Annotated in this window: 11 protein-coding genes and 1 pseudogene; 7 read left to right on the forward strand and 5 right to left on the reverse strand. The window is 45.0% G+C overall.

The window, feature by feature from the left end:
* Nucleotides 1-25 precede the first annotated feature (25 nt).
* Nucleotides 26-472 (reverse strand): cupredoxin domain-containing protein, encoded by a 447-nt coding sequence (locus FU659_RS17090; RefSeq protein WP_261807877.1) that lies wholly within the window; start codon nucleotides 470-472, stop codon nucleotides 26-28.
* A gap of 166 nt (nucleotides 473-638) precedes the next feature.
* On the opposite strand from FU659_RS17090, the gene uptA reads away from it, so the two are divergent.
* From uptA to FU659_RS17110, 5 genes and pseudogenes are all read left to right on the forward strand, one after another.
* Nucleotides 639-1,217 (forward strand): undecaprenyl phosphate transporter UptA, encoded by a 579-nt coding sequence (uptA, locus tag FU659_RS17095; protein WP_147948681.1) that lies wholly within the window; start codon nucleotides 639-641, stop codon nucleotides 1,215-1,217.
* Between the two features lie 96 nt (nucleotides 1,218-1,313).
* On the forward strand, nucleotides 1,314-1,880 hold the full coding sequence (locus FU659_RS17100) for a thioredoxin family protein (RefSeq protein WP_147948682.1): 567 nt from the start codon (nucleotides 1,314-1,316) through the stop codon (nucleotides 1,878-1,880).
* Between the two features lie 12 nt (nucleotides 1,881-1,892).
* Nucleotides 1,893-2,516 (forward strand): MBL fold metallo-hydrolase, encoded by a 624-nt coding sequence (locus FU659_RS17105; RefSeq protein ID WP_147948683.1) that lies wholly within the window; start codon nucleotides 1,893-1,895, stop codon nucleotides 2,514-2,516.
* 290 nt (nucleotides 2,517-2,806) lie between these two features.
* The gene (locus FU659_RS36405) at nucleotides 2,807-3,124 is read left to right on the forward strand and encodes a transposase (RefSeq protein ID WP_222708564.1); all 318 of its coding nucleotides are present in this window, start codon (nucleotides 2,807-2,809) and stop codon (nucleotides 3,122-3,124) included.
* Between the two features lie 20 nt (nucleotides 3,125-3,144).
* Nucleotides 3,145-3,999 (forward strand): annotated as a pseudogene (locus FU659_RS17110) (IS3 family transposase); the annotation flags it as partial.
* A 185-nt stretch (nucleotides 4,000-4,184) separates the two neighbouring features.
* Here the strand turns inward: FU659_RS17110 and FU659_RS17115 are convergent.
* Nucleotides 4,185-4,625, reverse strand: coding sequence for a helix-turn-helix domain-containing protein (locus FU659_RS17115; protein ID WP_187274203.1), 441 nt, complete (start codon nucleotides 4,623-4,625; stop codon nucleotides 4,185-4,187).
* Between the two features lie 721 nt (nucleotides 4,626-5,346).
* On the opposite strand from FU659_RS17115, the gene FU659_RS17120 reads away from it, so the two are divergent.
* Entirely contained in the window at nucleotides 5,347-5,700 is a 354-nt protein-coding gene (locus FU659_RS17120) for a hypothetical protein (RefSeq protein ID WP_147948685.1), read from the forward strand.
* A gap of 76 nt (nucleotides 5,701-5,776) precedes the next feature.
* Here FU659_RS17120 and FU659_RS17125 read toward each other — a convergent pair whose 3' ends face one another.
* From FU659_RS17125 to FU659_RS17135, 3 genes are all read right to left on the reverse strand, one after another.
* Nucleotides 5,777-6,622: a carbohydrate ABC transporter permease gene (locus FU659_RS17125; RefSeq protein WP_147948686.1), complete on the reverse strand. Its 846-nt coding sequence runs from the start codon at nucleotides 6,620-6,622 to the stop codon at nucleotides 5,777-5,779.
* A 6-nt stretch (nucleotides 6,623-6,628) separates the two neighbouring features.
* A complete protein-coding gene (locus FU659_RS17130) occupies nucleotides 6,629-7,516 on the reverse strand; it encodes a carbohydrate ABC transporter permease (protein WP_147948687.1) in 888 nt (295 codons plus the stop codon).
* Nucleotides 7,517-7,588: 72 nt separating this feature from the next.
* Entirely contained in the window at nucleotides 7,589-8,869 is a 1,281-nt protein-coding gene (locus tag FU659_RS17135) for a sugar ABC transporter substrate-binding protein (RefSeq protein ID WP_147948688.1), read from the reverse strand.
* A gap of 478 nt (nucleotides 8,870-9,347) precedes the next feature.
* Here FU659_RS17135 and FU659_RS17140 point away from each other — a divergent pair, with 478 nt between their 5' ends.
* Nucleotides 9,348-11,510, forward strand: a complete 2,163-nt coding sequence (locus tag FU659_RS17140; protein WP_147948689.1) for a glycoside hydrolase family 3 N-terminal domain-containing protein — start codon at nucleotides 9,348-9,350, stop codon at nucleotides 11,508-11,510.
* Nucleotides 11,511-11,526: the final 16 nt, after the last annotated feature.

Consider the following 11,526-nt stretch of genomic DNA (forward strand, 5'->3'; position numbering starts at 1 on the left):
ATACGGCTTCCCTTGGCATGCTCCGCTACTCCACAACTATGTAACCGATCATTGGACCGCCGTGGGAAATATCGGCATGGGCCATACAAATGATCCGATACGTACCTTTCTGATTGGCGGTAAAGTTGACAACGGCTTCTTTCCCCTTCTTGATTTCTCCGCTAAGGTTTAGTCCTTCAATAAGAAAAGGATGTGAATCCCCATTTACACCGTAGATGATCAGTTTGATAGGTTCACCTTTTTGAACAACGATGGTGCCGGGATCGAAGCGATAAGCTTCAATGGTTTTGCCGTCCTTGGTTTTTGACGTGAACTCACCGACAACCATGTGAATCGTTCGCTCGGCGGTGGGCTCGGCTAACGTGGGAATGATTTTCCCGCGGTTCATAAACAGAAGTCCCGAAAGAATGACTAATAGAGCGGCTGCTGTTAGATAGAGATGCTTGCGTTTGATGATAATTACTTGGGACACAGCGGGTCCACCTCCTGTACAAAGACATTTGTACATCTTATGCAGGGGCTTGTCAGCGCATGATTAGGAAGCAATAATATCGCATGAAACTGGTTGATAGGTACATGTCTGTGGTAGAATATTTTATAGATTAGAAACGGATATAGGATAAGGAGAGAGGGTCACGATGGGCGATTTGATCCATAATGTATTAGTCTATTTGGAAGGTCTCGGGTATTGGGGGATTTTTCTTGGATTAATGCTGGAAGTCATTCCGAATGAACTGTTATTGGCTTATGCGGGGTATCTCGTATCGAAGGGAGATATCAACTTTTTCGGAGCTATTGTTTGCGCTGTATTCGGAGGGACGCTGGCACAGGTTGTCTTATATTGGATCGGCCGTTATGGCGGCAGGCCTTTTCTAGAGAGATACGGCAAATATTTATTGATCAGTAAACATCATATTGATGTTGCCGAGGCTTGGTTTAACCGTTATGGAACAGGGATGATTTTTACAGCGAGATTCATACCGATTGTACGTCATGCGATTTCACTGCCGGGCGGTATGTCCAAAATGCCCTTGGGTAAATTTACTCTCTATACAGGGCTCGCTTTAATTCCATATTCCTTTCTGTATGTTTTTCTCGGTATGAAGCTCAAAGACAACTGGGAAACGATCAATCAAATAGCTAGACCGTACATCATACCGTTAATTATTGCAGCTATTGTCTTAACGATCTTATATGTGGGATACCAAATCTTTTGAAAAGAAAGAAAAAAATAGCAAATAATCAATTTGGAGCTTTGGCTTTCCTTTGTTACAATAATAAGGATAATTCAGATTATAGGAGGATGATGAGCGATGAGTACTAATTTGGCAGACAAACTGCGTACAGGCCTAAAGCCACAGCAGTTCATTGACAGCATGGCAAAAAACCAAGAGCAATTTCTTGCTTATTACAACGGATTCGAATGGGATAACGAAGAGGATAAGGAGTATTTTGATTCTCTTAACAATCGTGATGATCTGCGCTGCTTAATTGTTGCTGCGGAATGGTGCGGCGATGTAATTCGCAACGTACCTGTCGTCTTTAAAGCGTTGGAAAATAGCGGCGTACCTGTAGAAGTATTAATTATTGAACAAAACTATGATGTGATCGATCAGTTCCTGACAGGTGGCGGGCGCGCAATTCCGATCGTTATCTTCACGGACACGGGCGGTTTTGTATTAGGACATTGGGGACCTCGTCCGGCCAAAGTACAAGCGGTTATGAACCAATTCAAAAAAGAGAACCCAGATCGTGAAGCAGCGGATTACAACGATAAGATCCAAGTAGCAAGAGCGGAAATGGGCCGTCAATATGGCGAAGGCAACGGATATCATGCGGTTATCGTGAAAGAACTTCGCGATTTGATCTCTTCATTCTAAGGGTGAAAACAGATGATTAAGATAGAATCGTTTGTTTTAGGCCCTGTCAGCACGAATGCTTACTTATTATCCGATCCGGATACGAAGAAGGGGATCATCATTGATCCCGGTATGAATCCTAAGTCACTAATTAAAAAAATAGCCGACTTGGATATTGAAGCCATTTTACTTACGCATGCCCATTTTGACCACATCGGCGGTGTCGATGAAATCCGCAAGCTGAAGAAATGTCCTGTTTACATTCATGATCTTGAAGCGGATTGGTTGACGAACCCGAAGAAAAATGGCTCTGCACGCTGGCCTGATCTAGGTGCTCCGATCGAAACCGATCCGGCCGAATACGCGTTGGATGAAGGGCAAACACTTGAATTTCTGGGCATCAAGTTTCAAGTTTTTCATACACCCGGCCATTCACCGGGAAGTGTGAGCTTCTTGTACGACAAACACTTATTCAGTGGAGATGTCCTGTTTAAACTGTCGGTAGGCAGAACTGACCTAGCTGGCGGCGATTCCAATACCTTGCTTGATTCGATTCAAGATAAGCTTTTCGTTCTCGACGACGATGTCGTTGTGTATCCAGGCCATGGTGCCAAAACAACAATCGGCTTCGAAAAAGACAATAATCCATATGTTTAGAAGAGAAGGGACTGGCCTCAATGGGTCGGTCTTTTCTCTTTTTTAGTAGATAGGAAAGTATAAGTTTTGGTATGTCATCGCATAGAAACGGACTTAAACATCGGCCATGCACGCGAATTCCACTTTGGGACCATTACGCGCTTCATTAAGTAGGTAATTAGGCAATTATAGTGGCTTATTTGTCCAATATTCCCTGTTATACAATGCATAAGCAAGCTAGTAGAGTTAGTATAAAAAGTGGACTCCCGTTAAGAGAATTGTAATAATGAACTTAACTGGGAGGTGTTCACATGGGTGAACAACGGCAAAGGTACAATGAAGAATTTAAACAACAGACGGTAAAATTCATTCAAGAACAAACGAAGTCAGTGGCGGATATCGCTCAGGAGTTGAATATTCCCTCCAGTACCCTTCATAAATGGTTAGCGCAGTATCGGCAATTTGAAGGTGAGCCTCTGGCAAGCGCAGAGAAGGTACGTCAACTCGAACAGCTCTTGAAAGAAAAAGAGCGCCAACTCCAAGAAAAAGAGCAGCGAATTGCCGATGTGGAAGAAGAACTGGCGATTGTAAAAAAGGCGGTGCACATCTTCAGCAAACCAAGGAACTAAGGTTCCAATTCCTCGAAAATCATCGCTCAGAGTTTCGATTGGAGAAGATGTGTGACACTTTAAACGTATCACGAAGCGGCTATTACAAGTGGCGCTCTGCCAAACCCAGCCAGCAGGCCAAGCGCAAAGATGAGCTGTTAGAGCGGATCACCTACCATTTTCACGACACCCACAAGCGCTATGGAAGTCCAAAGATTACCCACCTGCTTCACCAGGAGCATTATAGGGTAGCTGAGCGTACGGTAGGTGTATACATGCAGGAGTTGGGTCTGCGTTCTTGTGTTTCAAGTAAGTTCAAAGTCGCCACAACCGACTCTAATCACGATCTTCCGATTGCGCCTAATCTGCTGAATCAGCAGTTTTCCACTGCCAGACCAAATCAGGTGTGGGTCGCTGACATCACCTATATTTCATGCCGCGAGGGTCGGCTCTATCTGGCGAGCATCCTCGATTTGTGTACCCGTGAAATCGTAGGCTGGCGGCTCGGTGAACGGATGACAATGGATTTAGTCCTAGGTGCGTTGAACGACGCGTACAAGGCCAAGAAACCGAGTAAGGGACTCCTTCATCATTCGGATCGTGGTTCCCAATACGCCTCGGCTGCGTATCGCAATCAATTGACGACTTACAAGATGACAGCGAGCATGAGCCGTAAAGGGAACTGTTATGACAATGCCTGCATCGAATTTTTTCACAGCATACTAAAAAAAGAGTTGATTTACTGCACCAAATTCAAAACCAAGGGACAAGCCTATGAAGAGATTTTTCGGTACATCGAGCTTTTTTATAATCGTAAACGAATCCATAGCGCGCTGGGGTATATGTCGCCTTCTCACTTTGCAGCTCGTTTTAACATGAACGACATGATTTCTTGAAATTTATCTTATCTTGTGTCCACTTTCTTGACGGAGGTCCATAGGCTTGCTTAATGTTCGTAAAGGCATCTGAAATGTAACGTTGTGCAGATAATAAGCATGCGCTGTGGTCTTATTTCACGAGGTCCCCCGTTATTAGAATGAATAAGCAAGCTTAGCATGCTTATTCATACCTCGTTAAACCGCTATCCGTAGAAGCCTCGGTGTATACCAGACAACGTATAAGAGCGAATGCATGTAGTACCTGAAGCAGGTCGTAATAGCTCCATGTGAGCAAGCCTCCGTAGCAGTTTACCGGCATGGTTTCTGCTAATGTGCAGCCGCTGTGAAATGGTTTTTGGCAGGAGGGGCTCATTGGATTGTCCGGCAATTCTCAGAATTTCTCTTTCTTCCAATGTTAACGCCGGACCAGAATGTTCCTCACCAAACCAGCTGCCCATCATTTGGAGGATCAATTGCTGACATCGACGTGGCTTCTCTTTTATGTCATCATATGCGAAGCGAAGCACCTTCCACCCATCTATATTTGTTGAACTAATGGTTTTCGTTGCATTGGTTTCCAAAGCAAGGATTGTGAAGAGAATGATAAAAATTACTGCAATTGTACATCTTTTTTTTCTACTCATCGATTCGCGTGATTACATTCATGCGAATCTACATGTTTTGTCAGCTCCTGTATGAGTTGGGTCCATAATCCGTGCGAATTCCTGCACATTTGCAGGAAATCCTCATGAATAAGCCATTTCGATTAAAAAAGCCTGCACGATTGCAGGAATTTCCTCTTCGTTATATCCCCTACTGACAATGTATGCTCTAGCTATTCCTCAGGCAGATTCGCCGGACCTCGTCAGTAACTGCAACTGCATAAAATTCTCGTAGCATGCGTCAAATAGCATCTCGATACCACCTATTGTTCATCGTACCTAAAGAAAAAACCGCCCATCTCCTATTGGAGAGAGCGGTCTGTGTGCTTCGCGACCCGTGATCCTATCACGATTATTTTACACGAATAAATGACTCGGCGGCAAGATCCTTCCGACATATCGTAGGCTGAGCAATTTTTAAAGGACCTAGTCGTAGTCTCAGGTTTTCTCAGTAGATAAAAAAGTATACGTTTTATACTTTTTCTTCGCATCTACCTTGACAAACGCGTCGTCCTAGAAGGACGACGGAGTCGTTTATCCTCATACAAAATAGCTCGTTCGCCCATGACAGCTGACCATTTTTGGGTCATCTGGGTATATACCGTGTTCACGGTAGGTGCTCCCCCATAGACTGATGTTGTAAGCTATTCACCTAACATTAATAACAACAACCTGAGTACACGAAATAAAGGAGGTGCTTTTCATGGAATATGTAAAACCAGGATATGTAGCCCCAACTTATCCCGTACAACCGATGTCAATGCCAGCTCCTCAACCCATGCCTGCCCCTATGCCGATGACAATGCCAATCATGCAACAACCAGCCCCAATCATGCACAAACCGGTTCATAATGACATCCATCTTCATGCTTCCTACCAACAAACTTCTGTTGTTTTTCCTAAACCACACCACCCACACCACCATCACCACCACCATCCGGTAGCTGTACAGCCTGTATCGGTCTGCTCCACCAACAACTCTGCTGGCAGCATTCTTGTTCTTTTCATCCTGCTTGTCATCATTACTCGTGGGTTGTTCATTCACCACAAATGCTAGTTAACTGAAGAAATCCCCGCTCTCTATATGAGGGCGGGGATTTTCGCTTTTTCATGTATTTGCCTTCATATATTCCTTATTTCATCCCGGATATGGAGTAGTTTTCGATAATATATTTTTGAAAGAATACAAATACAATGATAACCGGAACGACCATAAAGGCGGAGCCAGCCATTTGCAGGGCATAGTTGGTGCCGAACTGGCCTTTTAACAAAGAGAGACCCACGGATAAGGTGTAAAGCTTCTCATCATTTGCAATAATTAAAGGCCAGAGGAAGCTGTTCCATCCGCTAATAAAGGTCAGGATACCCTGTACGGCCAATATAGATGTGGAAATGGGTAGCACTATTTGAAAGAACGCTCTAAACTCGCTGGCTCCTTCCAAACGGGTAGCCTCCAACAATTCATCCGGAATGGCCGACATGAATTGCCGAAACAAGAAAATACCGAAAGCCCCGACCAAACCGGGCATCACAATGCCAGCCATCGTATTCGTCAGGTGCATTTCATTAAGAATAAGATAAACGGGAATCATCGTGACCTGGCCGGGAATCATCATGGTAGCCAGCACCAAATAAAAGAGTTTGTCCTTACCCTTGAACTTATATTTGGCAAAGGCGAAGCCAGCCATCGCGTTCAATAACAAGCCGATAAACGAAAAGAACACGATAGCAAGGGTGTTGCTTAAATAAATACCGAAGTGCATGTTGACAAATAAGTTATGAAAATTATCCAGTGTGATATGATGCGGCCACATCGTAGGAGGCAGCTGTTTTACTTCACTTTCTGTTTTGAAGGCGGACAGGATCATCCACACAAACGGGAGCACCGTCAAAATGCCGAAGCAGGTCAAAATAATCCCGACCAGCCATTGCAGCGTTTTTTCACCTGCAGTTCTCGTTGCCAATCGTTTCACCTCCATGATTCTTTATATGTCAGCATCTTTGTTTTGAAATTTAAACTGTATTAATGTGATTGCAATAATCGCAAAAAATAAAATAAAGGAGCCCGCCGCGGCGTATCCGAATTTGCTGAATTGGAAGCCGTTATTATATATAAACAAAGCAGCGGAAGTTGTCCCGTTAAGCGGGCCTCCCTTTGTCATAATGAGCGGTTCCTCAAAAAACTGCAGCCAACCAATCATGGTGGTAATGGAGACAAAGAAAATGGCATGGCGCAGCATGGGAAGGGTAATGCTCGTCATTTGCTTCCAGTTGCTTGCTCCGTCGATTTGCGCTGCCTCGTAATAAGATTTGGAAATGCCTTTAATGGCTGCGATAAAAATGATCATGTTGAGCCCGATGGCTCTCCATAAGGCTAAAATAATAAGTGATATTTTGGCCATAACGGGATTTGTCAGCCAAGGAACGGCAGGCATGTGAATCAAGCCCAGCAGATAGTTGAACAACCCAAGCGACGGATTGTACAAGTAACTCCAGACTACGGCAACCGCTACAACGTTTGTAACAGACGGCATATAAAAAATGACGCGAAATACTTTGAAAATACGTGCCTGCCCGAAATTGATAAGCAATGCAATGGAAAGCGATAAAACAAGAACTAACGGCACACCGATAATAACGTAGAACAGTGTGTTCGTAATTGCCTTAATAAAAAGAGGATCTTTCAAAACATCGATATAGTTGTGAAAGCCGATGAATTTAATGTTTGAATAATTGGCCAAGCCTGCCAAATCCATATTGGTAAAGCTGATGACCAAAGCGATTACGATCGGCAGCAGTGAAAACAGAGCAAGCAAAATAATCGTGGGCGCAATAAAGAGATAAGGCGCTTTGCTATTCAGCATACCTTTCATACAGTCACATCCTTTATATACATACAGTTATGTCAGAGATTAATAGGCATTGACGACAGTCTTTTACTGTCGTCATCCTTTTGTATGTTTATTTACTCGAAGTTGTTTAGCTTCCGCATTTAAGGTATCCATCTCTGTTTGCACGTTAGCTTTTCCACGATAAATCTGTTCGAAATGAGTGATATATTTCTGGGAGATTTGTTCAAAAGAAGTAATAAGCGGCATCGGTTCAGCACTTTTTAACTGTTTGCTGATGATTTGATAGTTGGCATCATCTTTAAGCGCAGGATCTTCCCATGCTTTGAGAACAGCTGGAAGCGAGTTTGTAAGCTTTCTCCATTGTGTCTGTGTGTCAGGTTTGCTCATAAAGGCGATGAACTTCAGGGACGCTTCTTGGTTCTTGCTGAACTGGAACACGGACAAGTCAGACCCGCCAAGAGCGGAGATATTGTTTTTCTTGGTAGGAAGAACTGCAGTTGCCCATTTGCCTTCTAATTCAGGAGCTTGTTCTTTGATCGGATTAATCATCCAAGGGCCGCTGATGAACATGGGAATAATAGCGTCGCCTTTAAAAGCCTGGATAACGTCCAAACCAAGATCGACTGGAGCCGTTCCATCTTTAAAGAAGCTGTTTAAGTAATCGATGGCTTCAACAAATTCAGGCTGATTAAACAAGGGATTGTTCTGATCATCAAACAACTTGGAGCCGTTTTGGCGAGCGAACATAAAGCCTAGTGTTCCCTCTGCAGGATCGATGTTGATGCCGTATTTGCCCTTACCGCGTGCAGTCAGCTTTTTGGCGGCGTCTTGCAATTCGTCCCATGTTTTGGGCGCTTCGTTATAACCGACTTGTTTCAACAAATCGGTGCGGTAGTAGAGAACACGCGTTTCTGCATACCATGGAATACCGACAGTCAAATTTTTGTATTTAGTGGTGTTGACTGATCCTGTGTAGAAATTGTCTGGATTAAATTCCGGATATTGTTTGATATAAGGTGTGAGATCCATCAAAGCGCCTGCTGCTGCGAATTCCGGTATCCAAGAGGTTCCCATTTGGATAACGTCAGGACCTGACTTGGAAGCAATAGCAGTCAGCAGTTTATCATGCGCGGAGCTCCAAGGAAGAGCTTGGACTTCCACTTTAATTGTCGGATTTTCTTTTTCAAACTCCTGGACTATGGTTGGCAGGGATTTGGCTTCATCGCCCATTCCCCATACCGTTAATTTCACTTGTTTGTCGGTGCTTCCCGTTGAAGAAGGGGATGTTGAATTGTTAGATGATGAACACGCTGTCAGAACGCTTGCTAGAAGAAGGGTGCTTAGTAGTGTGGTTGGTATCGTTTTTTTGTACATCGTAATCGTCCTCTCGTTTATAAATGATTTAGTTATAGCCATTCAGTCAAAGGTGGCTCTCACATGCAGGTGTATGTGAAATGAAGGAACTCCGAAATCAGCAGCCTGTAATTTTATGAGCGAAACGAAGCACACACACCTCCTGTACTGTAGAGTATTCCCAGATTCCCCAGATATAAATATTGAAAATAGAAACGTTTCGATTTGAAGTATACTATGTCTAAATAAACAAAGCAAATGATTTGTAGAAACGTTTCGATGCTAGTATAAAACAAAATGTAATCGTATTCAACCTATTTTATTAATTGGTTTTAAATGGATTTTACCATCAATACAAACGTTTCTATTACATTTTTTTGTGAAACCTGTAATAATTGACGTAAGTGAAGAAACGTTTTATAATCCATTTAGTTTGAATAGAAACGTTTCGATTGATGTTTTGATAGGTCTTATCCCTAAGATGGAGGGTCGTAAATAGATGAAACGACAATTAAATTCCTACATTCAACAAATGACGCTGGAAGAAAAGATTGCCCAACTCCTGCAGCTGGCGGTTCCTTTTTTTGAGGGAACGGAGAGCGCAGGGCAAATAACTGGCCCTATGGCTGCAATGGGCATTACAGATGAGACGGTCCGAAATACGGGCTCTGTGTTAGGCTTGGCGGGAGCTCAAGAAGTTATCAACGTACAGAAGGCGCATTTGCGCAGCAATAGGTTAGGTATTCCACTGCTAGTGATGGCGGATATCGTTCATGGATACAAGACGATATTTCCGGTTCCCTTGGCCATAGGCTGCTCATGGGACATGGAATTAGCAGAAAAGAGCGCTGCGATTGCAGCGAAAGAGGCATCTGTATCGGGGGTTCACGTAACGTTTGCCCCGATGGTCGATCTGGTGCGCGATCCTCGTTGGGGGAGAGTGATGGAGTCCACCGGAGAGGATCCCTATTTGAATAGCCAGTTCGCACGGGCGTTCGTTCGCGGCTTTCAGGGATCGGATTTGACGAAGGAAACCGATAGAGTGGCAGCTTGTGTGAAGCACTTTGCCGCCTATGGCGCGGCGGAAGGCGGGCGAGACTACAACACGGTAGATCTGTCAGAACGCCAACTTCGCGAGTTTTACTTGCCAGCGTATCAGGCAGCACTTGATGAAGGATGCGAGATGGTGATGACCTCGTTCAATACGGTTGAAGGTATTCCCGCGAGCGGCAACAAACGGCTGATGCGCGACCTTTTGCGAGAAGAGTGGAAGTTTGACGGAGTTATTATTTCTGATTGGGGAGCGGTCAAGGAATTGATTCCCCATGGAGTGGCGGAGGATGAAGCCGAAGCGGCACGCAAGGCGATTCACGCAGGCGTAGACATCGAGATGATGACAACCTGTTATATGAATCACTTGGCGGATTTGGTCCATTCACAATCGGTGGATGAAGCGTTAATCGATGAAGCTGTGCTGCGCATCCTGCAATTGAAAGAAAAGCTAGGTTTGTTCGATAATCCTTACCGGGGAGCCGATCCAGAGCGTGAACAGGAAGTTGTTTTTTGCGAGGATCATCGTGCGGCTGCCCGTGAGTTGGCGACCAAATCGTGTGTTTTATTGAAGAATGAGGCGGTACTGCCGCTGCGCCCAGAGCAGCATATGGCGCTGATCGGTCCATTCGCCCAAAGTGGCGACATCTTAGGACCATGGTCGTGGCTCGGCTCCAAAGAGAAAGCTGTGCAGTTGTATGACGGGTTGAAAACGAAGCTGAGCACGTCTCAGCTGACAGTCGCCTCGGGCTGCGGTATTGAAACAGAAACCCCGGAGCAGTGGGAGGAAGCGTGGAAAGCGGCAAGTGAAGCCGATGTCATTATATTGGCACTAGGCGAGGATTCGGATATGAGCGGCGAAGCCGGATGCAGAGCGGATATACGCCTGCCGGAAGTACAGCTCCGATTGATCGAAAAGTTGAAACCGCTTGGCAAACCGATGGTAGCTGTCCTCTTCAACGGCCGTCCGCTGGACTTGCATGGCGTCTACGATCAAGTCGATGCTGTGCTGGAAGCTTGGTACCCAGGGAGCGAGGGCGGCGCGGCGATTGCTGATTTGCTGTTCGGGGATGTTCAGCCTTCTGCCCGGTTAACGATGTCCTTCCCTTATTCAGTTGGTCAAATTCCGGTTTACTACAACAGCTTTAATACGGGTCGCCCAAAGGATGCGCTTGATGCGCAGGTCAAATATGTATCGCAGTATTTGGATATTCCTAACGAACCGCTGCTGCCGTTTGGTTTTGGTTTGAGCTATACGACATTTACTTACAGCGATGCCGCTATATCCGCGGATACGATGACGCTGGAGCGTCCTTTGCACCTAACAATGAAAGTGACGAACACGGGAAAGACGGCGGGAGAAGAAGTTGTGCAGCTTTATGTACGCGACTTAGCGGGAGATGTTGTCCGTCCCGTGAAGGAATTGAAGGACTTCCGGAAAATCGAGCTTCAGTCCGGAGAAAGTCAAACGGTGACATTTACGTTAACCGAAGATCAGCTCCGCTATTACCATGCTGATTTGCAATTTGCCAGCGATGCGGGCGCCTTTACAGCATTCATCGGACCGAACAGCAGAGACACGGTAGAATTGGGATTTCGACTAGAGAAGTAACGAAAGTGAGTGAGAT

The organism is Paenibacillus sp. N3.4, assembly GCF_008017805.1.
Taxonomy (GTDB): Bacteria; Bacillota; Bacilli; order Paenibacillales; family NBRC-103111; genus Paenibacillus_E.

Excerpts from the sequence above, each read along its gene's own strand:
- FU659_RS17100 (WP_147948682.1), top strand. The coding sequence starts at position 1,314 with ATGAGTACTAATTTGGCAGACAAACTGCGTACAGGCCTAAAGCCACAG.
- FU659_RS17130 (WP_147948687.1), bottom strand. The coding sequence starts at position 7,516 with ATGAAAGGTATGCTGAATAGCAAAGCGCCTTATCTCTTTATTGCGCCC.
- FU659_RS17115 (WP_187274203.1), bottom strand. The coding sequence starts at position 4,625 with ATGAGTAGAAAAAAAAGATGTACAATTGCAGTAATTTTTATCATTCTC.
- FU659_RS17135 (WP_147948688.1), bottom strand. The coding sequence starts at position 8,869 with ATGTACAAAAAAACGATACCAACCACACTACTAAGCACCCTTCTTCTA.
- FU659_RS17120 (WP_147948685.1), top strand. The coding sequence starts at position 5,347 with ATGGAATATGTAAAACCAGGATATGTAGCCCCAACTTATCCCGTACAA.
- FU659_RS36405 (WP_222708564.1), top strand. The coding sequence starts at position 2,807 with ATGGGTGAACAACGGCAAAGGTACAATGAAGAATTTAAACAACAGACG.
- uptA (WP_147948681.1), top strand. The coding sequence starts at position 639 with ATGGGCGATTTGATCCATAATGTATTAGTCTATTTGGAAGGTCTCGGG.
- FU659_RS17140 (WP_147948689.1), top strand. The coding sequence starts at position 9,348 with ATGAAACGACAATTAAATTCCTACATTCAACAAATGACGCTGGAAGAA.
- FU659_RS17125 (WP_147948686.1), bottom strand. The coding sequence starts at position 6,622 with ATGGAGGTGAAACGATTGGCAACGAGAACTGCAGGTGAAAAAACGCTG.
- FU659_RS17105 (WP_147948683.1), top strand. The coding sequence starts at position 1,893 with ATGATTAAGATAGAATCGTTTGTTTTAGGCCCTGTCAGCACGAATGCT.